This window comes from Curtobacterium sp. MCBD17_040, from assembly GCF_003234805.2.
Classification (GTDB): domain Bacteria; phylum Actinomycetota; class Actinomycetes; order Actinomycetales; family Microbacteriaceae; genus Curtobacterium.
Genome location: NZ_CP126273.1, coordinates 3335830 through 3360236 on the forward strand (window position 1 = coordinate 3335830; position 24407 = coordinate 3360236).

A 24407-nucleotide genomic window follows, 5' to 3' on the forward strand; every position below is an offset into this window, starting at 1 on the left:
TGCGGTTGGAGAGGGTGAGTTCAGAGGGCGATGAAGCCGAGGATCGCGCTGACGATCGAGAGGATCATCAGGACGATCGGCGCCGCCGGAGATTCCTTGCGGCGCAGGTGCACGACCACGGCGCCGAGCATGAGGACCGCGAGGAGGATCGCAGCGATCGGGGTGAGGATCGGCGCGATACCGAGCAGCAGCGGCAGGATCAGACCGATCGCGCCGAGAACCTCGGCGAGGCCGATGAGCTTGACGTGGCTGCTGGCGAAGTCGGCCGCCCAGCCCATCCCGCTGCTGGCGAGGGCCTCGGTCGGGCGTGCCAGCTTCATCAGGCCGGCTCCGAGGAACGCGAGCGCCAGGAGGCCATTGATGATCCAGAGTGCGATGAGCATGATCTTCCTTGTGCTTGAACGTTGAAGTAACGAAAGCGACAGTACACACCGTTTTGTTGAACGGTCAAGTTTTTTCTGCGACGATGTGCGCATGGACGAACCGCGCTGGCTCAACAAGACCGAGGCGGCAGCCTGGATGGATCTCCTTGCGATCATCGAGCTGCTGCCTTCGGCCCTCGACGCTCAGCTCAAGCGTGACTTCGGGATGACCCGCTTCGAGTACAACGTTCTCTCGATGCTGAGCGAGTCGCCCGATGACAGCGCCCCGATGAGCAGCCTCGCCTTCCTCACCAACGGCTCACTCTCCCGTCTGTCGCACGCGGTGACGAAGCTCGAGAAGCGTGGGTGGGTGCGTCGAGTGCCGTCCGAGACGGACAAGCGCTCTCTCGTAGCCACCCTGACCGCCGAGGGTCGAGCGCTCATCGAGCGAGCGGCACCGCATCACGTCGAGGAGGCTCGGCGGGCGTTCTTCGACGCCATCCCGCCCGAGCGGGTCGGTGATCTTGCAGCGATCCTGCGGCCGATCGCCGCGAACCTCCTGACACCGGACGCCGACTGCGGGCCGGCGGCGCGCGCCGCCGCTGCGCCGGGGGCTCACGACTGACCTACGACTCCACAGGCCGCCCACTCCACAGACCCCCGACCGCTCGGACTGGCACCCGTCAGTCCGTTGCTCCGCCGTGCCCGCTCATCCGATGCGGCCGCCCCTCTCAGAACGGAAGTCCCATGAGCACGATCGACACGACCACCCGCCGCCCGAGCAGGGTTCGCGGAGTTCTCATCGCGACGGTCCTCGCCGCCGTCATCGGCAGTATCGCCAACGCGATCATCGCCGTGAGCGCCCTGGCGGCCGGTGCTGACACGGCAGTACAGGGCCTGACGGCGCCGGCGTACGTCACCTTCACCGTCGTCGGCGTCCTGGTCGGTGCGATCGGGTGGGCGCTCATCAGCCGCACGCGATCGGCTGGACGGGTGCTCGCGATTCTCGTCCCGGTCGTGCTCGTGCTCTCCCTCATCCCCGACGTGCTCCTCGCCGTCAGTGGTGACTCCGCGATGATGACCGCGGGCGTGGCGCTCGGCATCATGCACCTCGTGACGACGGCGGTTGCGGTGCCGCTCTACCGCACGTTCCTCCCGATCGCGCGCTGACATCTCTTTCCGCTCGCCAGCCGATGCGACGCCTTCGTCGCTCGGCTGGCGGGCGTCCTGTATCCAGGCCCGCTACTGCTGCCACGGGCCATCACGAATGATCTGCAGCAGATGGTTGACTGTTCAACAAAACGGCGTACAGTGGTCTTCGTTGCTTGATCTTTCAAGTAACTCCGGGTTCGGGCAGCAGCAGCGCGGCCCGGACCCACGCCGACGTCGAACTCTGCAGGAGCAGCAATGAATCCCCTCGACACTTCTTCGGACCCGCGCCCCGCCCCGAACGCGGCCGCGCCTGGCACCCCGGACCGTGAGGTCGCCGAGTTCGGCGCCGTGCACCTCGAGGTCACCGACCTCGGCCGTTCCACCGCGTTCTGGACCGATGTCATCGGTCTCGTCCTGCGGTCCGAGTCCCAGGACGAGGTCGAGCTCGGTACGAAGGCGCGGACGCTCGTCACCCTGCACCCGGGCGCTCAGACCGGGTTCCTGCAGGGCCACAGCGGGCTCTACCACCTCGCCGTGCACCCGCCGACAGAAGCGGACTTCGCACGGATCCTGCTCCGCCTCATCCGGGTCGGCTGGCAGATCTCGCCGACCGACCACATCATGTCGAAGGCGATCTACCTCCTCGACCCGGACGGCATCACCGTCGAGATCACCCTCGAGACGCCGGAACGTCTCCTCGAGTTCCGCATGGACGACAACGGGCCGTCCGTGATCCGCCAGGACGGCACTCGCTCCAGCGGTCGTGAACCGCTCGACGTCCGCGCCGTCCTCGCCGCACTGCCCGATGACGACACCACCCTTCCCGTGCCGGAGGGCACGAAGATCGGCCATGTTCACCTGTACGTCGGTGACCTCGAAGCCGCATACGACTTCTACCGCACGTTCGGGTTCAACCAGGCCGTGTGGGCACCCCGCTTCCACATGGGCGACCTCGGTGCTGGCGGCGCGTTCAACCACCGCATCGCAGTGAACACCTGGCAAGGCGTCGGCGCACCGCAATCACCCGCAGGGACCGCCCGCATGCGCGCCTTCACCCTCCGCCTCGACACCCACGAGCGCCTCGACCACGTCCTCGGAACCGTCGACGGACCCATCGAGGAATCCGACGCCGGCTTCCTCGTCCGAGACCCGAGCCTGAACACGCTGCTGCTCTCCGCCAACTGACCACCGCCCGCAGCCCGGGCATCACACGACCTCACCCACAAGCTCGTGAGTGACCGCTCCCAGCCGAAGGACAAGACCATGAGTACCACCGACGACAACAAGACCATCGCCCGCACCTTCTACGACGCCTACAACGGCGGCGACCTGCAGGGCGCGTTCGACACCTACATCTCCCAGGGGCTCGTCAACCACACCAACGGCGGCGCGATGAACAGGGACATGTGGATGGGTTCCGACCTCGCCGCGAAGACCGCGGTCCCCGACCAGACCATGACGATCCTCGGCCAGGCCGCCGACGGCGACACCGTCTACACCCACTGGGTCCTCGAAGGCACCTTCAGCAACGGCGACCTGTTCGGCATCCCCGCCAACGGCAACGCGACCCGCCTCGAAGCCGTCGCCGTCGATGTCATCCGCGACGGCCAGATCGTCGAGCACAATGCCATCGGCGACATGTCCGCCTTCATGAGCCAGCTCACCGCTCAGTGAGCAGCGTCCACGAGCTGATGCAATAGCCGAGTGACTCGACAGCCGGCGAAAGCGGAATGATCGCTGGCGGGACCGCACCGGATGAGCCGGGGTCGCGCGCAGCTCCCCCGGCTCATCCGGTCACCTTCGACTCCGCCAGCTGTTTCAGTAGCCAATCCGGCTGCGGGCAGCGGCGTCGTCACTTGTCGTAGACGGCCGCCGACGGAAGGCCCCGCTCGGCCCGCGCTCGATCGACTATGCCCTGAATCACCGCTGTTTTTGCAGAGTTGTAGGACGCGCTCTGCCCGCGCGCCGCGGCGGCGGCAGCAATCTTCGCGGACTCGTAGTACGCCGCGTCGGCAGGATGCGACAGCAGCCAGTCGCGCAAGATGCGCTGGTTGTTCTCTTCCCACTCAACAGCTGGAAAGAAGTGGGCGATGTGGGTGCGTTGCCCCTCGCGTTCGAACAGCATCACGAGGTGCGAGCGAACCCCGCTGCCGATATGCCATCCGCTAGCTTCCAGGCGGTCCCGGTGAGCGTCGAAGTCGCCGCGGTCACGGATCCGAACAGCAAGGTCGATGATCGGCTTCGCCCTCAGGCCCGGAATGGACGTCGACCCGATGTGTTCGACTAGCCAGTCGGCGTTGCCCAGCCGCTTCAACTCGGCAGCGGCAGCCTCGAACTGCTCGGGCCAGCGACGATCATACGGAACCAGCACGATTCGCACTGTAGAGGGTTGTCCGGTAGTGGATCCGTGGGTTCAGCTGGTCGTTGCAACACCACCGTGATTCGGAGTGTTGCAGATGGGATCGAGGCTGGAACAGCGTGCCCGTGAGGCACGATTTTGGGAGCTACTCGGACAAGGCCTGAGCAGGCCGGCTGTTTGCGATGCTGTCGGAGTGCATCCACGTCAGGGATACCGATGGTTCAAAGCTGCTCACGGGAAGAACCCGTTCGAGCGAGTGCCCCGCTCCGGGAGGTACCGATGCACGTGTCCCACGAGACGATCTACCAATCCCTGTTCGTCCAGGGCCGCGGGCACCTTCGCGCTGACCTGCACAAACACCTCCGCACCGGCCGCGCCATCCGCCGACACCGCGGCGAGCCCCGACGCGCGTCGTGGTCGAAGATCCGGGACATGGTCCTGATCAGTGAACGTCCCGCCGAGGTCGACGACCGCGCCGTTCCCGGGCACTGGGAAGGCGATCTGATCGTCGGGATCAACGCCAGGAGCGCGATCGGCACCCTGGTCGAACGCACGACCCGGTACGTGATGCTGCTGCACCTGCCTGACGGGCACAGCGCCGACGCCGTCCGCGATGCGATGATCCCCACCATCCAGACCCTGCCCGAGCATCTCCGCCGTTCGTTGACATGGGATCAGGGCACGGAGCTTGCCCGGCACAAAGACATCACGCTCGCCACCGACATCGCGATCTACTTCTGCGACCCGCACACGCCCTGGCAGGGCGGCTCGAACGAGAACACCAACGGCCTGCTCCGGCAGTACTTCCCGAAGTCCACTGACCTCACCGTCCACAGCCCGGAACGGCTCCTCGAAGTCGCCACGGAGCTCAACGGACGACCCCGCAAGACCCTTGGCCACCGCACCCCAGCAGAAGCATTCGAAGGGCTACTCTCGGACCCGAAACAACCACCCGTTGCGACGACCCCGTGAAACCGCCGGTCGTTCATCGGACGCTGAGCACCGCTACGCCGACGGCGCCAGTCGTCTCGCTTGCGGACGGCTTACCGGGCGCCAATTACGCGTTAACGCTTCCGACGGTCTTCCCGCCTCAGCACCACTGAGAACGCGGCCACGAAGATGACCCAGCAGGCGACTTGCACCACTTGGCCGACTGACGGTTCACCCACCAGACGCAGAACCGCAAAGAGCAAAGCGAATGCCCCGAAGATGATCGCGACGATGAACCACCTGCGCGTCTTGCGCCAGGCCCGCTGATTCGGTGTCCCTTCGGGCCTACTCACGGCGGCACCATCATGTCGGCAGCGTACCCGCAGCTCCTGTCCCGCAGTGGATCGGCTCCCGGGCTTGGCAAGTGCCTTCCGTAGGATGCGTCTGTGGGTGTGGGTGGGGAGAAGTATCGGGCGTGGGCGCAAGTCGAAGCGCATGGCATCTCCGATCTGTACTTCGACTGGGCGACTGGGATCGCGGCCGATGAGCACATCGTGAAGCTGGTCGAGGAGCTGCCCACGACGAAGCGGCAACCGAACCTTGTCTTCGCTTCGGCCCGGATGGCGGGTGTTCCTCTCGTGCCCTACAAGGAGGCAAGGAGTGAGTTCATCGCCAGGTGGGATGCGATCCGCGGGATTGCACTCACCCACGCGACGCAGACGAACGAAGTCCGCCGGTGTGCCGTGCTCTTGCCTGAGTTGGCGAAGATTCCTGCGCCGATCGCCTTGCTCGAAGTTGGAGCGTCTGCGGGATTGTGCCTGTACCCGGACAAGTACGCCTACCGCTTCATCACCGAACGCGGAGTGGACGAACTGGCACCTGCAAGCGGCAGCGCTGTTGCGCTCGAGACCGAGCTACGAGGGCGTCCAACCCCGACGCGCCTCCCGAAAATCGTCTGGCGTGCCGGCATTGACCTGAACCCTCTCGACATCGCAGACCCGGTGTCACTGGAATGGCTAGAAACACTCGTGTGGCCCGAGCATGACGAGCGACGCCGGGACCTGCACGCGGCGGCATCCGTCGTTGCGGCACACCGGCCGCTACTGGTGGCAGGTGACCTAAATGAAGCGTTCGAGGAGCTCGCCGCGCAGGCACCAGCTGACGCGACGTTGGTCGTCTTCCACAGCGCCGTGCTCGTGTACCTGAGCCCGGACGCGCGCGAGTCGTTCGTTGGCAAAGTCCGCGCGAGCGGTGCTGTGTGGATCAGTAACGAAGGCAAGTCGGTACTCCCGGAGATTGCGACGCAGCTACCGGCAGACACCGAGAACGGCACCGTCCTGGCAGTCAACGGCACACCCGTCGCCATCGTCGGCCCACACGGACAGTTCTTCCACGCTCTCGCCGACTCCTGATCGGACGACAGCGCGGCGTGCCCGGCGAGGGATCCTCCACCGGCCATCGGCGGTGGTACGGGCGAGAGCGCTGCGGTGGATGTGCGGCGTCGCTCAGCGAGGTGCGGATTCTGACACCGAGGCTGCGAGGAGCGAGCCCAGACCCAGCACGGCAGCAGCTACCCGGGCCCGGTGCGCCATAGCCCAGCGGTTCCGCACACCTTCCCATCCCTCCGGCGGGTTCTCGGACGACCACGTCAGCAATCGGGCGTTGATGGGCAGCTCGACGGCGACGGTGATGGCCAGAGCGGTCAGCTGGCCGGTGAACCCGACAACGGTCAGGCGGGAGGCGCGCGAGGATCCCTGCCGGCGTCGCACGACGGCCATGGCCAGGTTGGCCGCTACGGCAGCCGGGAGCAGTGGCCCCATCACTGGCCGGAGATTGCGCACGGTCGCCTGCTGCACCTCGATGTACGTGCGAGGCGAGAAGCTCCCAGTCGCGGGTCCGAGACTGGTCAGGGTGCCGAAGAACACGCCCGTCGAGAGGGTGGCGGTGAACAGGCTGGCGAAGTGAACGACTGGACCGAGGCGCATGAGTCATTGTCTTCGATAGCAGGCGGGAAGAACAGCGGCTCACGCTCCGGTCGGTGCATCGCTTCCGACTGGATGTTCCGCTTCAAGACGGCGTGCCCGCCGAAGCACAAGGCCCCTGTGGACGTTCGAGCACTGGCAGAGAAGTACGGGTACGAAATACCGGCGACTCATCGCGGGTTCGTCCGATCGCCAATCCCCTACCGGATGCGTGAGCGGTGGGCGGGCGGCCGAGGCAGCACCGCGGTGAGTACACCTCCGACCAGAAGGACCAGACCAAGGCCGGCGATGAGGAACTCGCCGAAGACTTCTGGAGCATCGAAAACAGCATGCTCGTCGAACCAGGTCCCGAGGATTGCGCCGTCGACGGAGTCGACGACCATGATGACCAGTCCCAGGAAAGCCGTAACCCAAGCCCACAACCGCTGCATGCACCCGAGCATGGCCGGTGGAACCGCCGCGCTGCTGAACGCGCGTCGACGACCAGCCAACGCGTCGACGAGAGCAGCTTCGGTTCTCAGTCGGTGAGAAGCGACCTCGACCGTCTCGCTCCAAGATCGACTACTGAGACGGGTCAGCTTGACTCCCGAGCTCGTCCTATGCTCTGCATCGGTGCCTCGCCTCGGCCGGTCGCCCGGGTCGTCCGGGCAGCGCGCGCCCCTCGTCAGCGGAAGTCTTGTACGTGGTCCTGTGCCCAGGTCTCGATGGTCAGCGGTGGCCTGCCGAGCAGGCTCTCGACTGCGTCCGCTGCGAGCCCGGCGGGGAGCATGGGCATGTTGCCCTGTGCTTCGATCACGCGGTCGACGACGAACGGCGGCAGCTGTGTCAGGAGCTCGGTGCGGTAGGTGTCGGTGTCGATCTCGACGAGGTCGACCGCCTCGTCGAGCGCGTGCGCGATCACCGCGACCTGCTGACGCACGGTCGACGGGCCCGGGCCGAGGACGGCGTGGGCCTTGCCGCGCTGGGTGTCGTCGAGCAGGGACGCGGCCGCGACCTCGGCGATGTCTCGTTCGTGCACGGGAGAGGACACCGCGTTGGGGAACGCCGTGCGCAGCTCTCTGCGCGTGCGGATGCTCTGCCAGCGCAGCATGTTCGACGCGTAGTAGCCGGGTCGTACGAAGGTCCAGTCCAGGCCCGACTCCTGCACGGCCTTCTCGACTGCGCGGTGCTGCTCGGCGATGGGGTCGGATCCCGTGCTCGCGGAGATCACCGAGGCTGAGGAGAGCACCACCACGTGCTCCACCCCGGCGTCCCGAGCGGCGGCAGCGAAGTCGGCCGCGGTCTCCGGGCGGGCGTAGAGAAAGACCTTGTCGACGCCGTCGAGGGCATGCGGGAAGGTCTCCGGCGCATCGAGATCGAGGGAGACAACCTCTCCCTCGTCCGAGAACTGGCCGGGACGCGGGGAGCGGCTTGACGCCCGCACCGCCGCACCTGCGGCGATCAGGGTCGTGAGCACCGCCCCTCCGACGTTTCCGCTGGCACCGGTCACAAGGATCACCAACGTTCCTTCCCCTTTCGGTACTGTTGCTGTGTCAACAGTATTCAAGGAGATGTTGAAGTGTCAACAGACAGTCCGAGTGAGCTGTGGCAGCTGTGGAAGCGGAGCCACGAGGCGCTCCGATCCGCGATCGTTGCGGACGTCATCGCTCACTCCGAGCTCACCGAGCCTGAGTTCTCGGTGCTGATCCACCTCCACGACGCGGGCGGCAGCCTGCGGCAGAACGCCTTGGGGCAGGCGCTCGCGTGGGACCGGACCCGGCTGTCCCACTTGGTCTCCCGCATGGAAACCAGGGGGACTGTGGCACGCCGGAAGCTCACCAATGGCGTCGACATCGAGCTCACCCCGACAGGGCGCAGACACTACGAGGAGGCCCGCCCCCATCTCGACACTGCAGTCCAAGAGCACCTCCTCGACCGGCTCGACGAAGAAGACACTGCCGCCCTCACTCGCGTCCTGCGGCACCTCAGCGGAGCACGGAGACCGCCCCTCGGCCCGAAACGGCGCGTCCCGGACACTCGCACAGTTCCTTGACCTCGCCACCCCCGCCAACAAGGCTGTCAGTCAATGCCTGACCGCGCCGCCCCGACCTCCTGAGTACAGCGACGTACCTGTTCTCGAGGCGGCAGGGACACTGGGACGCGTTGCACACGCCCGCACGCTACCCCCATTCAGAGGCCGCTATGCGGCATCAAGTGCGAGACGCTGACACTCCATCGACGTCGACCGCGTCGACTCGCCCCCGACCGACGTGCGGCCGCCCGAACCGAGTGAACAGCTCCGCCACTGAGGTCGGTGACCTCGGGCGCTCGACGTCGGATCCCCTACGAGCCAGCCGGCTGGCCGTGAGCGACGGCGCCGCATGCGGCGCGAAGCCGGGGTCGCGGCATCGAGCCACTCGTGGGGCACGGCGGTATCGCCAGAGGGGAGACCAGTTCTGGCGAGCGACCCTTCGTCGATGCTCTTGGGGTCGGGTGGCTAGAGAAGGCTCGTGAGCACGCCACCGTCGGCCCGGACGGCGGCGCCGTTCGTCGCGGACGCCATGGGGCTCGCGAGGTACGTCACGAGCGCCGCGATCTCGGCCGGCGCGATGAACCGTTCGAGGAGGGTGGTCCGGTTCTCGCCGATGATCGCCCGTTGCACCGTCTCGACGGGGAGTGACCGGGCCGCCGCGATCGCGTCGACCGTGGACGCGACGCCGTCCGAGTACGTGGGCCCGCCGAGCACGGTGTTGACCGTGACGGCGGTGCCGCGCGTCCGCTTGGCGAGGCCGTTGCCGAGGGCGATCATCGCCGCTTTCGTCACGCCGTAGTGCACCATGTCCGCCGGCACGTTGACGCCGGACTCGCTGCCGATGAAGACGATGCGGCCCCAGCCCCGTTCCAGCATCCCGCCCAGGAGGTGTCGCGACAGTCGGACACCGCTCATCACGTTGACAGCGAAGTACCGATCCCAGTCCTCGTCGGTGACGGACTCGAAGTCGGCGAGGCCGAACAGCCCGACGTTGTTGACCAGGACGTCCACGCGGTCGAGCGCCTCGAGTAGTCGAGCGATGTCGCCGGGATCGGCGAAGTCGGCGGCGATCCCGGAGAGGTCGGAGCTGGGGCGCTCTCGCCTCAGGCGTTCGACGGCGTCGGCGACGTGGGCACGGTCTCGGCCGTTCAGGATCACCCGTGCGCCTTCGGCGGCGAGTGCGGAGGCGATCGCGTACCCGATGCCCTGCGTCGATCCACTGATGAACGCCGTCTTGTCCTGGAGTTGCAGGTCCACGATTCCTCCTCGATCCTCTCGCGCCGCACGACGCATTGACTTGCTCAGGCAAGCACCGTAGGACGGATCACTTGCCTGAGCAAGTCAATGCACGCTACGCTGGCGGCATGGCGCGGCCGAGGATCACCGGCGAGCAACTCGAGGTCTGGGCGGCCGTGGCGACGCTGCTCGAACGGCTGCCGGCTGCCCTCGACGCGCAGCTGCAGCGGGACAGCGGGCTCACCCACTTCGAGCACGGAGTGCTCACCGCACTCGACACCGCTCCAGACCAGACGCTGCGGATGAGCACGCTCGCCGGGTACGCGAGTTCGACACTCTCACGGCTGTCCCGAGCGGTCACTCGACTCGAGCGGAAGGGATGGGTTCGCCGTGTCGTCGACCCGACGGACGGTCGGTTCACGCTCGCGGTGTTGACCGGCGACGGACGCGAGAAGGTCGCGGAATCGACCCCCGCACACCAGGCCCTGGTCCGACGGTTGGTTCTCGACACGATCAGCCCCGAGCAGGCGCACCAGCTCGGCGTCATCGCGCGGAGCATCGCCGACGCGATCGACACCGCGCCGGCGTGGCGGCCTCCGCAGGCGAGCGACACATGAACCCGCATTCCCCGCTGACGCTCGAACTGCTGACCTACGCCGCGGACGGGTCGAATCGCATCATGCACCGCGTCCGCTGAGCGTCCACCGGTCGCGATCCGCGGACTCGATCCGCAGCCGTACGTGGCTGCTGTCGGGCAGCGCGCGGCCCCAACGCAAAGAGCACTCATGCAGCCACGGCGGCGAGCAGCGGAGGCCAAGACGTGAAGACCGTGACAGCTGCGAGGACGGTCACGACGAACAACGCAACGGTCACCGGTCCGAGTATCCAGCCAGCCCGGAGCCGGTGTGTCCGCGCACTCCTTGTCCTCGCCGGAGATTCCGGCAGGGGATCGCCTACCGGGCGTTGCTGTTACCGTCTCGAGTGTGCGGGTGGTGTGTTCGTTCGTCGGGGGCTCAGGGCATCTGGTGCCGCAACTTCCCCTGCATCGGTCTCTCGCTGAGGCCGGACACGAACTCACCCTCGTGGGTCGCGCGTCCGCTGCCTCCGTTGCCCCAACGGGCTTGTACCGTACGGCCGCTCTTCGGCCCGACCGACGAAGCGACCCGTCTGGTGAGATCACCCCGCTCGTTCCACTCGATGTCGAACACGAACTCGCGGTCGTCGAGCGGCACTTCGCTGGATCGGCGGCTCTCAAGTCGGCGGGCGCAGTGAGGGACTTCTTGCCCGGGGCGGACCTCTTGGTGTGTGACGAGCTGGACTTCGGGGCGATCGGAGCCGCGCAGCACGCCGGCGTCCCGTCCGTCGTCGTCTCCGTGATCGCCTCCGGCGCGCTCGTCCGCCCCACGAGGCTCACGCATGCTCTCGGACAGTTGGGTGAGGCCCTGGGCCTGTCGGTGCCGGTCCGATCGCGCGGCGATTTGTTCGTTGTTCCGTTCGCCCGGCCAATGCGCGATCCGCTATTCCCGACACCTGACGACGCGCTCTGGATGCGCCCAGACGCCGGCCCTCCGCCCGCCCCGGACGGATCGATCGTCGCGACGCTCGGAACAGAGTTCAACACCGAATCGGGCGACTTGTTCCACCGCATCCTCGCCGCGCTCGCCCGCTTCAACACGCCATCGGTGCTCGCAGTGGGGAACGACGTCGATCCCGCGCGGTTCGGCCGGCAGCCAGCTCACGTGCAAGTGCGACGGTTCGTCGATTTCGACGCGCTTCTCCCCCGGGCGAGCGTTGTTGTGCACCACGGTGGGAGCGGGTTGTTCCTCCGTTCGGTTCTCAGCGGCACACCGCAGGTCGTCCTTCCAATGGGGGCGGACCAGCCGTTCAATGCTCGCCGAGTCGACGATCTCGGCCTGGGCGCCACACTTGACCCCACGACCGTCGACTCCTCGGACATTTTCGAGGCGATCACAGCCGTTCTCGCCAACGATCAAGCTCTCGAATCGACGGCCGCGTTGCGCCGCTCCACCCTCAATCTTCCGGCCCCCGCCGACGTCATCGCCCACATCAGCTCATCCGTGCTCTAACGCCCAGCGGTCCTCCACCCGGGGTGCTATCGGCCCCTGGCAGTGTCTGCGCCGGTGCAGCCCGTCCGAAAGCCGATCCGCAACTGGGACGACGAGGGTAGCTGCGTCCGTGGAGACCGTGAGCCCGGAAAGGTCGCTCGCGGGCGCTCGTCCGCACAGCGCCCGTTCGATACCCTCGCCGCATGGCTGAGAAGCGCCCAGCGCCAGACGCGAGCCCCCGCTTTTGGTACTCCTCGGCGGTGCTCGGACTTGCGAGTGCCATCGGTTCAGCGTTGCTCGTCGGGTACGCGCGTTTGCCTACTCTGGCCGGGTCGGCGCTTGGATCAGGAGGGCTCATGCTGGCCGTTATTGGTGGAGGTATCGGCGTTACGAAGTCTCGTCGGCGTTGACTCCGCCGCGGCCTTAGGTCGAGCGGCCCATCTTCGGATTCATACACGCTGCCCCTGCGTGGCGGTCTCTGGGTAGATGAAGCGTCCGGTAGCCGATCGACTACCGGACGGGGAGAGGGTGCTTCCGATGCTGTCCCTCGGGGGATCCTGAGCAAACCCCGGGGCTATCCCTCACTCGTGTCGAAGGCAAAGGCGTGGGCTGTCGGGCTGGTAGGGGCAGTGCTGGTCGTCGGCGGTGTCGTGCTGCGGTTAATAGTCGACGGCAGGCTTACACAGATCCCTCTAGTCATCGCGGTGTTCGGCGGTTTGTACCTGATCAGCGTTGCCGTGCGCCCGGCGAGAAAAGCCCGATAGGCGATCGACGGTCGGACGCACTGGGAGTGGTATCGCTGAGGGCATGCGGGGACCAACACTGAGGTTGACTGCTCAGTGTGACGCGCGCCTGGCCCCTCTCGCATCGCCGTCACCTGGTCATCGCCGAAGGTCGTCAGGAGGTACCCGATGCCAGCGACATCGGCGTGTGATCGAGCGCCTGAGCCTGCCCGCTTCCGTTTCGGCGCGCGACGGGAACGTGCTCGTACGCCGGGGCATCGCTCGCTGACCTCCGTCCGCTACTAGCCGATCGTGGAGTGGTACCCCGAGGCGATGATCCGTCCGCCGTCGACGGTCAGCACGGCGCTTGAGTGCTCGCTGCCGTCGGCGTCGTCCTTACCCGGGGCCGGACCGCTCCAGGCGATGTGAACCGTGCTGCCGAGCGCCTGGACGGAGCTCATCGAGACGATGTTATGCGACAGTTGCTCGGGCGGGAAGACCCCGACGAGTCGCAGCGCGGATCCGTCCTGCGTCCAAACCCCGACGACCTCAGGCCACGGCGCGCCGCCCGCGCTGCAGGCGATCGCCGCGGCGACGTTGGAGGACCCGGCGCCCTGGAACGCCCCCGTCGCGCTCAGTGCATTCTCGGAGCGGGCCCCGCCGCCAACCAGCCAGGCGGACCGCACGTATCCGGCACTGAGCGGTCCGGGCAGCGCGCCGTTCACCAAGCGCCCCGCGGCGTGCTTGCACAGCGCGGGCACCGGCGCGGAGAGCAGCTCCTGGCGGAGGGTGGCACTCGAGGGTGCGGTCTGCGCCGCCGTCCCTACTGCTGCCGTTGCCGCTGCCGAGGCTGACGGTGTCGCAGAGGTGGGCACCGGTGCCGCCGGTGTCGTGATCGCTGACGGCGTGCTTGTCGCTTGGTGCGTCTGCAGGTGCGACGCGCTCGTCGCCGTGTCCGCGTGCGCGGTGCTCGTGGAGCACCCCGCCAGCCCGAGTGTGGTGGCGATCGCGATCACCGCCAGTGTGGTCCCCCCAGCGGCACGCCGGCCAATACCGTGGCGTGCGCGTTCTGCGTCCATCATTTTCCGTTCTCTTTGACCTGACCACGTGTCAGGTTCATCGCGGACGGTAGTCGCAGTGCGGTTCGTCGTTGGTCTCGGCATCGTCACAGTTTCCTGCTCGTCCGCTGAGTCGTACTCTCCGTCCTCACAGCAGCGAATGGCTGACGCTCCGCCACGGGTTTCGACGCTATCCGACCGTGCACTGAAGAGTGGCCATCGGCCCGGCAGCGTGGTGTGAACTTGAGCCGCGTCGATGGCCGCCGGCGCTGCTCGATGCTTCACGGCTGCGGGACCAGGTGCGTACCGCTCATCGCTTGTTCGAGCAGCAGGACACGACCGTTACGCACTTCTTGCTCTCCATCGATCGGCACGACCGGTGCGACGGGGACGTCCAACGAGTGGAGCGCTGACTGCATCCGCGCCACGACGAGCACAGTCGTCGCAGTCGCCAGCAGCCCGACTGTCACCAACATGAGGAACGTCTCGAACGCGACGTGGGTTAGATGTTCTCGCGACGATCTACGGCCGAACCGCGCGACGGGTAAGAGCAAGTTGGATGCTCGGTTGTCGAGCGCTTTGTCCGCCGAGCTGACCAGATCAACGAGGAGCGCGGGCTTCACGGCGGGCAGGGCATCCCGTTGGAGGAGTGGACGACCACGAATCGGATCGCGAACGAACGTGCGGGTGCGCTCCTTGCTGCCGATCCCCACGTCGTGGTCGATGACACCGGATCGCCGCGGTTCATCCGCGACGAGTGGCGCGCGACCGCATCAGCGGCAGGGGCACCCTTCGTGCTCGTGTGGGTGCAGGTCAGTCCGGAGTTGCAGCGTCAACGGGTCCTAGGTCCTAGCCAACAGAGCAAAGCAGGCGCGGCCCGATGTCACGGACGCGGTGCTCGAAGAAGACGGCGCGAGCTTCGAGGCACCGGTCGAGGAAGACCCGTTAGTCATCGACGCGACTTCTACGACCGAGCCATGGGCCGAGATTATGACGGCCCACCGTCGTCGGCATGGACGCCTGAGCGTCCGGGCCGCGCACAATCATGCAGAACGGGCCGCCAGCACCACGCTGGCGGCCCGTTCATTCACGCGCGGTTCAGAAGATGCGAACCTGCTTGATGTCGACGTACTGCCCGAAAACGACACCCCCGCCGGGGCCCTGCTTGGCGGCCGTGATCGTGCCGAGGATGGGCGCTCCGTCAACCGTGTACTTCACCTGCGAGGTCCAGTTCCCGCTGCTGTAGCTCGTGCGGCTGGTGATGTTTGTGTTGACGGTGCCGGCGTTGATATAGCCGTAGGGAGGGTTGCCTGGGATGCACACCGACGTGGTGCTGCAGCCGGGTCCAAGTTGCTTGATCAGGGTGTGGAACGGCGGTGTCTTGATCGTGCGAAGGACCTCACCCGTCACTGGGTTGACGACCTGGACGGACGTGTCGCCGGCCGCCTGGAGGTCGGCGATCGCTGCGTCGACCTGCGCCTCAGGAACTGCCTGCCCGACCTCTGCCGATGATGAGGGCGTTGCGGTGGTTGCCGCCATGGCTGTCGATGGCAGAGCTACGCCACCAGCGACAAGCATCGTTGCTGCGCCAGCCGTGATGAATGCCTTGTTTCTACGAGCGAACATATTGCCCCCCTTTGGATATTCGCCCCCGGAAGTTCCGAAAGTAATTCGCACGCTACCCACGCCGTGAGCAGGCCGCTAGTCAGCAAGTTGGGGGACCTGAGGATTCGGGTGGCTGTCAGGCGCAAGCCATAGCCTCCAAGCAGGGACCGAGAGGAGCTGCCATGACCACCATCCAGCGAACGATGCTCGCGCTGTCGATCAGCGGCGTCGCAGCGATCGCCGGCATCGCGGGCAGTGCGATGACGACCGCGCCCGCTGCTTCGGCTGCGGAGCAGGCGGAGCAGTCCCCGTCCGCGGTCACTCAGGGCATCCAGCAGCTGCGCGAGCTCGGCGTGAGAAACATCAGCGTGGTCGATGCCTCGACCGGTCAGGTTGTTTCCCGAGAAACCTCGTCAGAATTCGTCTACCCCGGCCCGTAATCGTCTCGGCAGCCCGTACGCGAACGTGAGTTTCTACCCGACCGGGTTCGTTGCCGCCTAGCGCCCGGCGTCCGTTAACCGATCGGTCTCCGGACGCTGCGACATATGCGGGGCGGAGTCTAAAAGTCGTCGTCTCGTTCCGCGCGAAGAGCTCGCCGGCCCGCGATTCGCTGGACAAGCTTTTTCAGGAACACGAGCTCAATCGCCACCGTGATCGCCAGGCAGAAGAGTGCGAAGGCGATGCGCGCCGGATCGAAGCCTTTACTGAGCGCGATGATGGGGAGACCGATCATCAGTGCGGCACCCCCGATGACGTTCCACCATGACTCGATGAGTCCGGCTGGCGCCCGGTTCGTCAGTTCCGGGCGGTCCGACGGATCCGTTCGATCCCACCATGAGGTCATGGTTGCAAGCTACCCGGTGTCCATTGGCGGCTAGAGGACTCAGTCTCGGTAGCCGATCGTCAATCGAACGGCGCTGAGCTGCTACTGCCTCCTACAGCTCTCGCAGCGACACGAGCGAGCGCAGTCGCAGCGCTCGACGAAGCGGGGTCCGCTCGAGCCCGTCGACCACGACGGCGGCACCGATCCAAGTCGCTCCGGCCATCTCCACGAGGGCGTGCGCGGCTTCCGCCTGCGCTCCCGTCGCTATCCAATCGTCGACGAAGAGCACGCGGTCTCCGGACTGCAACAACGAGCGTCGAACTCCGAGTCGCAAGGAGCGGTCTCGGTAGTCCGGGCCGGTCGAGACCTCCCATCAGGGATCACTGTCCGCGGCACGGCTCGGGTCCTTCCGGACCTCAGCGAGGCCGACGCCGAGGTGCACTGCGACGAGCGCTCCGAGGATGGCCCCGCGCGGCTGGATCCCCATGATCACCGAGGGCTGAGCGTCATCGAAGAGAGAAGCAAGGCCTGGACCAAGAGAACTCATTACGTGCGGATCACGCCACCAGGCGGTCAGGTCGGCGTAGGAGTTGTAGTCCGTCCGGTCACCGCGCCACCGGAATGAGGTCTGTAGCCGTCGTTTCAAGTCGGCGTCCGCGGTCACGACGCCATTCTCTCAGGGCGCCAGCTTTGCGATCGTGACGGACCGATGAGGGATGGCCTTCCGAGCGGCAGCGGGTGCGTGCTGACTATCGGTCTGCGAGAGTGACCATATGTTGTACCCACCCGAGCAGCGCGTACTCCGAGCCGCTCTACGGCAAGCGGAACTCCTCGGCTCCGATCCCAACCACACAGTTGCCGCCGCGGCGATGGACACAACCGGCCGCATCTTCACCGGAGTCAACGTGCACCACTTCACCGGAGGACCTTGCGCGGAACTCGTGGTCCTCGGGCAGGCTGCCGCGGCCGCCGCAGGTCCGCTTACTGCCATCGTTGCGGTCGGTGACCAGAACCGCGGAGTGATAGCGCCGTGCGGTCGCTGTCGGCAGGTGCTCCTCGATCAGCACCCCGACTGCTTCGTGATCGTCTCGACGTCGGATGGTCCCGACACTGCGACAGTACGAGCGTTACTGCCCTACGCCTACAACTCTCCTGACGCCCGCCCCGAGCGCTTCATCCGCTTCAACGCGAGGTATTACGAGACGGTCGCTGACGGCCGCAAGACGGCAACCACGGGGTTCAATGACCCGTGCGGGACGGGACGAGCTTGGCTGCTCTTCGAGTTTGACGAGACCTACAAGCGGTTACCCGCTGAGGTCGATCTCATCGAGACCAAGAGGTTCGATGAGCTCACCGACGCTGACGCTCGAGCTGAGAACGCTGCCACTGCTGCAGACCTCCAAGAAGGCTTGCGGAGCCACTATCCGTCCCTGGCCGCCGACTCGAGCGTCGACGTCGTCCACTTCAGGCTTACCACCGCCCGGTAGACCATCCTCTGACAACCTCCTTCGAACATACTTCCACTCCGGCCGACCGCTCTGATGCCCGGAAACGAGACGTTCCCCGGCTGTTGCCCCATCCCACCGCTTGACGAACCCGCGTTTCGCGCACGTTCGCTCGCACCACCAACGGCGAGGAGCCTGCTTCCTGAGCATCTGGCGGCACCTGTCCTTTAATAGAGCGTTCGTAAGCTGAGTGCATGAACATCTGGACCACCTTCGTCGTGGAGTGACTACCGAACCTCGCGAGCGCTGCAACCGCGATCGGCGGAGTTGGAATCCTGCTCGCCATCCTCCCGCTCCTTCAAGGGAGGAAGCAGCGTCTCCGCGATGCCGAGCAGTGGTACGTCGAGCGCTACTGGGCGATTCAGGACCGGATCGAGGTCGGCGACCTAGACGGTCGGCTCAAGAAGATGCCGACCGAGAAGGACATCTACGACGAACTGCGGCTTTGCGAAGACGAACTCGACCTGCGCAGGAACGGTTTCCTGACCAATCCCACCTGGAGGATCTGGAGCGGCTCGATTCGAGCGGTCAAGAAGGACCCAGCGAAGACACGGGTCCTGGAACGCGCTGAGGAGATGACCCTGCTGCGTGAGTACCTCAAGACCGAGAGTGACCCGATCGAGGTTGGCTGGCTGACAGCCCTCGTGCGCGGACTTTACTAGCCCCCTTGCGCGCGACTGTTCTATCTGAATTGCATTCCTGCTCCGCGATCCACTGCGCAAAATACCTCCAACGGAACCCGGTCGAAACGAAGGGCACCCCAGCCCTCATCCTGGTTCCACCACACCAAGGTTCCGGACACCTGATCCATAACGCAGAGGCTGACGGGGCGATCGATTCGCCGAACAGGGGTCGCGTCGCACTGCCCAAGTTCGAGTGCCTGAAAGCCGATCGATCAGCGGACGGTGGGGAGATCGACCGAGCGTGCCGTTAGCGCCCTGATCGACCTGCTCGGCTCGAAACGATCAACACCGCGAACGCCACAACAATGATCACTGCGCCGAGGATCTTCGTCGGCACTCCCGGGGGCAGTGCAAAGAGTCCAACCCCGCAAGCCGCGAGCACGATGAGCAGTGTGAGAGTCGAGGGGCGGATGTGCATGCGTCTGTCTACCATCGGCGCCCACGCTCGCGCAGTCTCGGTAGCCGATTGTCTGCTGAGACGAGTGGCGTCGTGGCTAGGCTCCAGAAATGTTTTGCGGGCTGAAGCGGTTCTGAATCGCCCCGGGTTTAGTGGAGGGCGAGTTGTCCCGGCGACGACTGTCGTCGGGTGTTGATCTCACGGTAGTACTCGTTCTCTTTCTCGACGGGGGTGATGTATCCGATCGAGGAGTGCAGTCGGTTCTCGTTGAACCAGTGCACCCAGGACAGTGTCGCCAACTCGAGGTCGTCGGCGCCGCGGAACGGGCCGTCGATCTTCACGCACTCGTTCTTGTAGAGCCCGACGACGGTCTCCGCGAGGGCGTTGTCATACGAATCGCCCACGGTCCCGATCGATGCGACCGCGCCAACCTCGGCGAGACGATCCGAGTAGCGCAGCGCCGTGTACTGCGACCCGGCATCCGAATGTTGCACGACGCCCGTGATGTCCTCGCCGGCGCGATCGCGGACCCACAGCGCCATCTCGAGCGCGTCGAGCGGCAGGTCGGTCGGCATCCGGTTCATCGTCCGCCACCCCACGATCCGGCGGGAGAACACGTCCGTGACGAATGCGGTGAACGCCATACCGGACCATGTCGGCACGTAGGTGAAGTCAACGACCCAGAGTTCGTTCGGTCGGTCCGCGCGGAAACAGCGCTGCACGTGATCCGGCGGCCGCACCGCACGTTCGTCCGGTTTCGTCGTGACGAACTGCTTGCCCCGCCGAACACCATGCAGTCCTTGCTTGCGCATCAGGCGCTCCACGGTGCAGCGGGCGACGGTGATGCCCTCGCGGCGCAGCAGCCGCCAAATCTTCCGCGCGCCACTGATGCCACGGCCAAGGTCCCGGTCCCAGAACACCCGCTCGATCTCCGCCAGCAGCGCCTCGTCCGCGATAGACCGGGCAGAGCGGGCCCGGGTCTTGAACGCGTAGTAGCCGGACGGGGCGATCATGACGCCGTGCTCGGTGAGCACGCGACAGATCGGCTCGACCCCGAACCGGTTCCGGTGTTCGTCGATGAACTGGGTCACCACGGCAGTCGCGGGTCGAGCTCCCGCGCAAAGAACGAGGACGCCGCCAACAGAATCTCGTTCGCGCGCTTGAGTTCCCGGTTCTCCGCCTCGAGGACTTTGATCCGCGCCGCGTCGGTGCTCGTGGTCCCGGGACGCTCACCGGCATCGATCGCGGCCTGCTTGCACCAGCCACGCAACGTGTCCGGGTTAACCCCGGTACGCGACCCGACCCGGATCACCGCCGCGTTCAACGACAACGACGGGTCTTCCTTCTGCACCTCTTGCACGAGCCGCATCGCACGCTCCCGCAGTTCCTGCGGATACTTCCTCGGTGCTGGCATGATCCGATCCTCTCGGGGAATCAGACCCTCCACCAGACCCGGGGCGGAACACTGCGCTGACCCCACGCGCCCGCCTTCGCCTCGCCAGGCTGATCGTCGAGGGCAGATTGTCCGCGACCACGGCAGCGAAGATGTTCATGGTCTCACCCGTCACAGCCCGGAAATGGGCTGCCCGGTACCGGACGGAAGGACCCGCCGGAATGACGGACCGATCCAGCCGCCCGCACCGGATGCCGGCGAAGACGTCGCCGGAACTGGTGAAACAGATCGTGAAAGCACGGTGGCGGCGTCGCCTCGGGCCGGTGCAGATCGCCGGCGAGCTCGGCCTGCCCGCATCGACGGTGCACGCAGTGCTGGTGCGGTGCCGCATCAACCGGCTCTCCCACATCGACCGGGTCACCGGTGAGCCGATCCGCCGCTACGAGCACGACAAGCCCGGCTCGATGATCCACGTGGACGTGACGAAGTTCGGCAACATCCCTGATGGCGGCGGCTGGCGGTTCGTCGGGAAACAGCAAGGCGACCGGAACCGGGCAGCGACACCAGGCAAGCCCCGCTCGGCAACCCGTGATCCGCTGATGGGTCGAGCATGCGTGCACACCGTCATCGACGATCACTCCCGCGTCGCTTATGCCGAGATCCACGCCGACGAAAAGGCCGCCACCGCGATCGGTGTCCTGCAACGTGCTGTTGCGTGGTTCGCCGCGCGCGGCGTCACCATCGAGCGAGTGCTCTCCGACAACGGCTCCGCCTACAAGTCCCACGCCTGGACGAACGCATGCACGGCGCTCGGAATCACACCGAAGAAGACCCGCCCCTACCGGCCGCAGACGAACGGGAAGATCGAGCGATTCCACCGCACCCTCGGCGAGGGGTGGGCCTACGCCCGCTTCTACGGATCAGAAACCTAACGGCGCCAAGCCCTGCCGGGCTGGCTCCACTTCTACAATCACCACAGGACCCACTCCGCCATCGGCGCCCCACCCATCAGCAGACTCAACAACCTGCCTGGACATCACAGCTAACGAGACGGCTCACTCGCATCTGTCAGAAGCCAGTTGGCGACGTCGCATTGGTCGGTGTCGTTGCTTCCCGTCGCGAGAACGCGTCCGTCGGCGCACAGCGCGAGCGTGTGCAGCGAGCCGGCTGCGACCTGGACAACATCGCGCCAAGCACCGACATCGCACTGGCCGTGCGAGTTGTCGCCGGCAGCAAGCACGCGCCCGTCGGCCGTTACGCCGACGGTGTGTTGGCTGCCCGCCGAGATCGAGACCACGTCTCTCCATCGAGCAAGGTCGTCGACACCGGCTGTACGGTCACCCACGCCGAGGACCGTTCCGTGCTCAGTCAAGGCGACCGTGTGCAGATACCCCGCGGAAACGGCCTGAACTTCCGACCACCCGGTGACGTCGCACTGGCCTCGGCGGTTGTTGCCGACGGCGAGGACTGTGCCGTCTCTCCTGAGTCCGATCGAGTGCCAGTCACCCGCTGCGACCCCGAGAAGGTCTGTCCAAGATTCGACGTTGCACGCTCCTTCGTTCGGTCGGCCCGCGGCTCGGGCGGTGCCGTCCGTGAGTACCGCGAGGGTTCGCCGCCAGCCTGCGGCGATCGCGGTGACCTCCATCCAAGAGCCGACCTCGCACTGCCCGTCCCCGTTCCACCCAACCGCAAGGAGCGCACCATCCGCGGTGAGCGCCACCGTGTGAGAACGTCCCGTGTTCGGTGCCGTGTGGACATTCCCGACCGCGACGGCGACGACGTGCTCCCACGCCTGTACCTGGCACTCCTCGGCGCGCGCATCGCCGGCGGCCACCAACGTCCCGTCCGCGCGGACTCCGACCGAATGACGCCGACCGGCAGCGACGATCGCGGACATGGTGTCGTTGATCTCTGCAGGCATAGACCTCATCATGGCCGCGGCCCCAGAACGTCCGACAGCCGATCGTCTACCGGACGAGGCTTCCTTGCAACGAACGTGGAGCCTCGTACCCGACCGAGGTCGCAGCATCGCTGACGATGTCGTCCTCGCGCTCGCTGCCAGCCCCGTCTCACATAGGTGGTCCGCGACCTCTCTCAGTCAAGGCACGTTATGCGGACGCCTCGCGCGAGCGGAGCGGCCCTCGCGTCGCGTCGTGGACCGGAACGTCTCACCGTGAACCGTTCGGCGACAAGTTGAACGCGGAGGAGACACGTTGCGTGCGGGGCGACAAGTTCCCCTACTGCGGCATGTCCACGAACCGCGAGAACATCCCGTGGAACGCCACCGTGATCGTGTCCGTCGGCCCGTTGCGGTGCTTCGCGACGATGAAGTCCGCCTCGCCCTGCCGCGGGTTGTCCTTCTCGTAGGCGGACTCGCGGTGCAGCAGGATGACCATGTCGGCGTCCTGCTCGATCGAGCCCGACTCGCGCAGGTCCGAGATCTGGGGCTTCTTGTCCGCGCGCTGCTCGGGGCCACGGTTGAGCTGCGAGAGCGCGATGACCGGGACCTGGAGCTCCTTGGCCATGAGCTTGAGCGCGCGAGAGAACTCCGAGACCTCTTGCTGGCGGCTCTCGACCCGCTTGCCGCTCGTCATGAGCTGCAGGTAGTCGATGACGACGAGCTTGAGGTCGTGCTGCTGCTTGAGCCGCCGGCACTTGGCTCGGATCTCGACGAGCGTCATGTTGGGGGAGTCGTCGATGAAGAACGGGGCGTCGTTGATCCGACCGCGGGTCTGGGCGATGGTCGTCCAGTCGCGGGCGTCGACGGTGCCCTTGCGCATGTTCTGCAGCGGCACGCTCGACTCGGCGGACAGCAGGCGCATGGCGATCTCGGAGCGGCCCATCTCGAGCGAGAAGAACGCCGCGGTCTGGTTGTGCTTGACGGCGGCGGCGCGAGCGAGGTCGAGGGCGAGCGTCGACTTGCCGAGCGCCGGGCGCGCCGCGACGATGATGAGCTGGCCGGGGTGGAACCCGTTCGTCAGGGCGTCGAGCCCGGCGAACCCGGTCGGCACGCCGGTCATCTGCCCGTCGCGGCCCTTGGCGGCCTCGATCTCGTCGATGGCGGAGCCGATGGCCTCGGTGAGCGGCACGTAGTCCTCGGTCTGCACGCCACCCGCGACGTTGTAGACCTCGGCCTGGGCGTTGTTGACGAGGTCGGTGACCTCACCCTCGGACGCGTAGCCCATCTGCACGATGCGCGTGCCGGCCTCGACCAGGCGACGGAGCACGGCCTTCTCGGCGACGATCGCGGCGTAGTAGCCCGCGTTGGCCGCCGTGGGCACGAGCGAGGTCAGGGAGTGCAGGTACTCGGCGCCACCGGCCCGGGACAGCATGGCCGTCTTGGTGAGCTCGTCGGTCACCGCGATGACGTCGGTCGGCTCACCGTGCGAGTACAGCGACAGGATCGCGTCGAAGATGACCTCGTGCTTGGGGATGTAGAAGTCCACGCCCCGCGCGGTCTCGATCACGTCGGCGACGGCGTCCTTCGACAGCAGCATGCCGCCGATGGTCGACTGCTCGGCCAGCAGATCGTGGGGCGGCGTCCGCTCCATGCCCCGTTCGGCCATGTCCGGTGGTGCACCGAGATGCGCGATCGACACGCAGACTCCTCACTGTCCTGGTCGGCCTGTCCGGGCCGTTCGAGCATGATCCGGGAGGCCCGTCCCACCATTGGTACCGCCACCCCCCGACACCACCCTCGCGGCTCGAGCGCGACGGTCGTTCCGGTCCCGTGACGACCCGTTCCATGCCCCCTGCCCGAGTCGCTCCCGCAGGCTAGGGGAGCGAAGTTATCCCCAGCAAGAGGTCCTGTGGATAACTTTGTGGATGACACGGGGAACACGCCGGAAAGCGGTGGGGACAACTGTGGAAACTCCTGTGGAGGAGCGGGGACAGGGGCGAAATAAACCGCTTCTGACCGGGCTTTTCCGGTTGCACACCGTGTGTGCACAACGTTGTTTAGAGTGCCGGTTGAAGGTTCCCGACTTGACGTCCTGCCTGTGCATAGAACCTGGACAGGGCGGCCTGATGTGGAGTACCACGTCCCACGCTCCCAGCCCCACCACATGCGCACTTGTCCCCCGGAACGGTCCCCGGGTCAACAGCGCGACGGGTGTCGCTGGGC

At 66.3% G+C, this 24407-nt stretch carries 27 protein-coding genes, 3 pseudogenes and 1 other annotated feature; of the genes and pseudogenes, 15 read left to right on the plus strand and 15 right to left on the minus strand.

Annotated elements, in window-relative coordinates:
• Positions 1 to 20: 20 nt before the first annotated feature.
• A complete protein-coding gene (locus DEI94_RS15690) occupies positions 21 to 383 on the minus strand; it encodes a DoxX family protein (protein ID WP_111014261.1) in 363 nt (120 codons plus the stop codon).
• A gap of 91 nt (positions 384 to 474) precedes the next feature.
• Here DEI94_RS15690 and DEI94_RS15695 point away from each other — a divergent pair, with 91 nt between their 5' ends.
• The 4 genes from DEI94_RS15695 to DEI94_RS15710 all read left to right on the plus strand — a co-directional run bounded on the left by DEI94_RS15695 (position 475) and on the right by DEI94_RS15710 (position 3188).
• Positions 475 to 987, plus strand: a complete 513-nt coding sequence (locus DEI94_RS15695; RefSeq protein WP_111014260.1) for a MarR family winged helix-turn-helix transcriptional regulator — start codon at positions 475 to 477, stop codon at positions 985 to 987.
• 122 nt (positions 988 to 1109) lie between these two features.
• Complete coding sequence (locus tag DEI94_RS15700) at positions 1110 to 1532, plus strand: DUF6069 family protein (RefSeq protein WP_220037227.1); 423 nt, start codon at positions 1110 to 1112, stop codon at positions 1530 to 1532.
• 237 nt (positions 1533 to 1769) lie between these two features.
• Positions 1770 to 2699, plus strand: a complete 930-nt coding sequence (locus DEI94_RS15705) for a VOC family protein (protein ID WP_111027267.1) — start codon at positions 1770 to 1772, stop codon at positions 2697 to 2699.
• Between the two features lie 78 nt (positions 2700 to 2777).
• The gene (locus tag DEI94_RS15710) at positions 2778 to 3188 is read left to right on the plus strand and encodes an ester cyclase (RefSeq protein ID WP_146249521.1); all 411 of its coding nucleotides are present in this window, start codon (positions 2778 to 2780) and stop codon (positions 3186 to 3188) included.
• A gap of 178 nt (positions 3189 to 3366) precedes the next feature.
• On the opposite strand, the gene DEI94_RS15715 is transcribed toward DEI94_RS15710, so the two are convergent.
• Positions 3367 to 3885, minus strand: coding sequence for a GrpB family protein (locus tag DEI94_RS15715; protein ID WP_181439797.1), 519 nt, complete (start codon positions 3883 to 3885; stop codon positions 3367 to 3369).
• A gap of 85 nt (positions 3886 to 3970) precedes the next feature.
• Between DEI94_RS15715 and DEI94_RS19750 the strand changes: the two are divergent.
• From DEI94_RS19750 to DEI94_RS15725, 3 genes and pseudogenes are all read left to right on the plus strand, one after another.
• Positions 3971 to 4057 (plus strand): annotated as a pseudogene (locus DEI94_RS19750) (hypothetical protein); the annotation flags it as partial.
• Between the two features lie 86 nt (positions 4058 to 4143).
• Positions 4144 to 4845, plus strand: a pseudogene (locus DEI94_RS15720) (IS30 family transposase); the annotation flags it as partial.
• A gap of 410 nt (positions 4846 to 5255) precedes the next feature.
• Complete coding sequence (locus DEI94_RS15725; protein WP_111027270.1) at positions 5256 to 6215, plus strand: DUF2332 domain-containing protein; 960 nt, start codon at positions 5256 to 5258, stop codon at positions 6213 to 6215.
• A gap of 93 nt (positions 6216 to 6308) precedes the next feature.
• On the opposite strand, the gene DEI94_RS15730 is transcribed toward DEI94_RS15725, so the two are convergent.
• The 4 genes from DEI94_RS15730 to DEI94_RS15745 all read right to left on the minus strand — a co-directional run bounded on the left by DEI94_RS15730 (position 6309) and on the right by DEI94_RS15745 (position 10053).
• The gene (locus DEI94_RS15730) at positions 6309 to 6788 is read right to left on the minus strand and encodes an anthrone oxygenase family protein (protein ID WP_111027271.1); all 480 of its coding nucleotides are present in this window, start codon (positions 6786 to 6788) and stop codon (positions 6309 to 6311) included.
• Between the two features lie 197 nt (positions 6789 to 6985).
• Complete coding sequence (locus DEI94_RS15735; protein ID WP_146249522.1) at positions 6986 to 7216, minus strand: hypothetical protein; 231 nt, start codon at positions 7214 to 7216, stop codon at positions 6986 to 6988.
• A 233-nt stretch (positions 7217 to 7449) separates the two neighbouring features.
• Positions 7450 to 8283 (minus strand): NAD(P)H-binding protein, encoded by an 834-nt coding sequence (locus DEI94_RS15740; protein WP_181441854.1) that lies wholly within the window; start codon positions 8281 to 8283, stop codon positions 7450 to 7452.
• Between the two features lie 978 nt (positions 8284 to 9261).
• Positions 9262 to 10053 carry an SDR family NAD(P)-dependent oxidoreductase gene (locus DEI94_RS15745; protein ID WP_111011910.1) on the minus strand — a complete coding sequence of 264 codons (792 nt, stop codon included), beginning with the start codon at positions 10051 to 10053 and terminating at the stop codon, positions 9262 to 9264.
• Between the two features lie 107 nt (positions 10054 to 10160).
• Between DEI94_RS15745 and DEI94_RS15750 the strand changes: the two genes are divergently transcribed.
• The 3 genes from DEI94_RS15750 (at position 10161) to DEI94_RS15760 (ending at position 12862) form a co-directional block, all read left to right on the plus strand.
• Positions 10161 to 10649 (plus strand): MarR family winged helix-turn-helix transcriptional regulator, encoded by a 489-nt coding sequence (locus DEI94_RS15750; protein WP_111027276.1) that lies wholly within the window; start codon positions 10161 to 10163, stop codon positions 10647 to 10649.
• A 684-nt stretch (positions 10650 to 11333) separates the two neighbouring features.
• The gene (locus DEI94_RS15755; RefSeq protein WP_146249523.1) at positions 11334 to 12119 is read left to right on the plus strand and encodes a glycosyltransferase; all 786 of its coding nucleotides are present in this window, start codon (positions 11334 to 11336) and stop codon (positions 12117 to 12119) included.
• 566 nt (positions 12120 to 12685) lie between these two features.
• Positions 12686 to 12862: a hypothetical protein gene (locus DEI94_RS15760; protein WP_181441855.1), complete on the plus strand. Its 177-nt coding sequence runs from the start codon at positions 12686 to 12688 to the stop codon at positions 12860 to 12862.
• 260 nt (positions 12863 to 13122) lie between these two features.
• Here DEI94_RS15760 and DEI94_RS15765 read toward each other — a convergent pair whose 3' ends face one another.
• Complete coding sequence (locus DEI94_RS15765; RefSeq protein WP_111027279.1) at positions 13123 to 13836, minus strand: hypothetical protein; 714 nt, start codon at positions 13834 to 13836, stop codon at positions 13123 to 13125.
• Between the two features lie 323 nt (positions 13837 to 14159).
• Positions 14160 to 14591, minus strand: coding sequence for a hypothetical protein (locus DEI94_RS15770; RefSeq protein WP_146249524.1), 432 nt, complete (start codon positions 14589 to 14591; stop codon positions 14160 to 14162).
• Between DEI94_RS15770 and DEI94_RS19760 the strand changes: the two genes are divergently transcribed.
• Complete coding sequence (locus DEI94_RS19760; RefSeq protein ID WP_181441856.1) at positions 14520 to 14999, plus strand: P-loop nucleotide/nucleoside kinase family protein; 480 nt, start codon at positions 14520 to 14522, stop codon at positions 14997 to 14999. The two genes, DEI94_RS15770 and DEI94_RS19760, sit on opposite strands and share 72 nt — an antisense overlap.
• Here the strand turns inward: DEI94_RS19760 and DEI94_RS15775 are convergent.
• On the minus strand, positions 14977 to 15417 hold the full coding sequence (locus tag DEI94_RS15775; RefSeq protein WP_111027282.1) for a hypothetical protein: 441 nt from the start codon (positions 15415 to 15417) through the stop codon (positions 14977 to 14979). The genes DEI94_RS19760 and DEI94_RS15775 overlap by 23 nt on opposite strands.
• A 248-nt stretch (positions 15418 to 15665) precedes the next feature.
• Between DEI94_RS15775 and DEI94_RS15780 the strand changes: the two genes are divergently transcribed.
• A complete protein-coding gene (locus DEI94_RS15780) occupies positions 15666 to 15923 on the plus strand; it encodes a hypothetical protein (protein WP_111027283.1) in 258 nt (85 codons plus the stop codon).
• Positions 15924 to 16042: 119 nt separating this feature from the next.
• On the opposite strand, the gene DEI94_RS15785 is transcribed toward DEI94_RS15780, so the two are convergent.
• From DEI94_RS15785 to DEI94_RS15795, 3 genes are all read right to left on the minus strand, one after another.
• Positions 16043 to 16327 carry an ABC transporter permease gene (locus tag DEI94_RS15785; protein ID WP_146249525.1) on the minus strand — a complete coding sequence of 95 codons (285 nt, stop codon included), beginning with the start codon at positions 16325 to 16327 and terminating at the stop codon, positions 16043 to 16045.
• Positions 16328 to 16418: 91 nt separating this feature from the next.
• Entirely contained in the window at positions 16419 to 16595 is a 177-nt protein-coding gene (locus tag DEI94_RS15790; RefSeq protein ID WP_258378046.1) for a type I phosphoribosyltransferase, read from the minus strand.
• Between the two features lie 84 nt (positions 16596 to 16679).
• Positions 16680 to 16970, minus strand: a complete 291-nt coding sequence (locus tag DEI94_RS15795) for a hypothetical protein (RefSeq protein ID WP_258378047.1) — start codon at positions 16968 to 16970, stop codon at positions 16680 to 16682.
• Positions 16971 to 17079: 109 nt separating this feature from the next.
• Here DEI94_RS15795 and DEI94_RS15800 point away from each other — a divergent pair, with 109 nt between their 5' ends.
• On the plus strand, positions 17080 to 17793 hold the full coding sequence (locus tag DEI94_RS15800; RefSeq protein ID WP_111027284.1) for an ASCH domain-containing protein: 714 nt from the start codon (positions 17080 to 17082) through the stop codon (positions 17791 to 17793).
• 425 nt (positions 17794 to 18218) lie between these two features.
• Positions 18219 to 18473 carry a hypothetical protein gene (locus tag DEI94_RS15805; protein ID WP_111027285.1) on the plus strand — a complete coding sequence of 85 codons (255 nt, stop codon included), beginning with the start codon at positions 18219 to 18221 and terminating at the stop codon, positions 18471 to 18473.
• A 567-nt stretch (positions 18474 to 19040) separates the two neighbouring features.
• Here the strand turns inward: DEI94_RS15805 and DEI94_RS15810 are convergent.
• Positions 19041 to 20305, minus strand: a protein-coding gene (locus tag DEI94_RS15810; protein WP_258378048.1) for an IS3 family transposase whose coding sequence is annotated in 2 segments (ribosomal slippage) — positions 19041 to 20011 and positions 20011 to 20305 — 1266 coding nt in all. Because the reading frame shifts where the segments join, the coding sequence is not laid out codon by codon here.
• Positions 19893 to 20021, minus strand: a sequence feature (AL1L pseudoknot). Its footprint overlaps the gene before it by 129 nt.
• A gap of 56 nt (positions 20306 to 20361) precedes the next feature.
• Here DEI94_RS15810 and DEI94_RS15815 point away from each other — a divergent pair.
• Positions 20362 to 21330, plus strand: a pseudogene (locus DEI94_RS15815) (IS481 family transposase).
• Here DEI94_RS15815 and DEI94_RS15820 read toward each other — a convergent pair.
• Both DEI94_RS15820 and dnaB read right to left on the minus strand, forming a co-directional pair.
• Positions 21327 to 22205: an RCC1 domain-containing protein gene (locus tag DEI94_RS15820; protein ID WP_284183722.1), complete on the minus strand. Its 879-nt coding sequence runs from the start codon at positions 22203 to 22205 to the stop codon at positions 21327 to 21329. The pseudogene DEI94_RS15815 and the gene DEI94_RS15820 overlap by 4 nt on opposite strands.
• Positions 22206 to 22521: 316 nt before the next feature.
• Positions 22522 to 23883 carry a replicative DNA helicase gene (dnaB, locus tag DEI94_RS15825; RefSeq protein ID WP_375334608.1) on the minus strand — a complete coding sequence of 454 codons (1362 nt, stop codon included), beginning with the start codon at positions 23881 to 23883 and terminating at the stop codon, positions 22522 to 22524.
• Between the last annotated feature and the right edge of the window lie 524 nt (positions 23884 to 24407).

Coding starts and splice junctions, on each gene's coding strand:
- DEI94_RS15690 (WP_111014261.1), bottom strand. CDS start 383: ATGCTCATCGCACTCTGGATCATCAATGGCCTCCTGGCGCTCGCGTTC.
- DEI94_RS15695 (WP_111014260.1), top strand. CDS start 475: ATGGACGAACCGCGCTGGCTCAACAAGACCGAGGCGGCAGCCTGGATG.
- DEI94_RS15700 (WP_220037227.1), top strand. CDS start 1,110: ATGAGCACGATCGACACGACCACCCGCCGCCCGAGCAGGGTTCGCGGA.
- DEI94_RS15705 (WP_111027267.1), top strand. CDS start 1,770: ATGAATCCCCTCGACACTTCTTCGGACCCGCGCCCCGCCCCGAACGCG.
- DEI94_RS15710 (WP_146249521.1), top strand. CDS start 2,778: ATGAGTACCACCGACGACAACAAGACCATCGCCCGCACCTTCTACGAC.
- DEI94_RS15730 (WP_111027271.1), bottom strand. CDS start 6,788: ATGCGCCTCGGTCCAGTCGTTCACTTCGCCAGCCTGTTCACCGCCACC.
- DEI94_RS15735 (WP_146249522.1), bottom strand. CDS start 7,216: ATGCAGCGGTTGTGGGCTTGGGTTACGGCTTTCCTGGGACTGGTCATC.
- DEI94_RS15750 (WP_111027276.1), top strand. CDS start 10,161: ATGGCGCGGCCGAGGATCACCGGCGAGCAACTCGAGGTCTGGGCGGCC.
- DEI94_RS15775 (WP_111027282.1), bottom strand. CDS start 15,417: ATGGCGGCAACCACCGCAACGCCCTCATCATCGGCAGAGGTCGGGCAG.
- DEI94_RS15780 (WP_111027283.1), top strand. CDS start 15,666: ATGACCACCATCCAGCGAACGATGCTCGCGCTGTCGATCAGCGGCGTC.
- DEI94_RS15785 (WP_146249525.1), bottom strand. CDS start 16,327: ATGACCTCATGGTGGGATCGAACGGATCCGTCGGACCGCCCGGAACTG.
- DEI94_RS15800 (WP_111027284.1), top strand. CDS start 17,080: ATGTTGTACCCACCCGAGCAGCGCGTACTCCGAGCCGCTCTACGGCAA.
- DEI94_RS15805 (WP_111027285.1), top strand. CDS start 18,219: ATGCCGACCGAGAAGGACATCTACGACGAACTGCGGCTTTGCGAAGAC.
- DEI94_RS15820 (WP_284183722.1), bottom strand. CDS start 22,205: ATGCCTGCAGAGATCAACGACACCATGTCCGCGATCGTCGCTGCCGGT.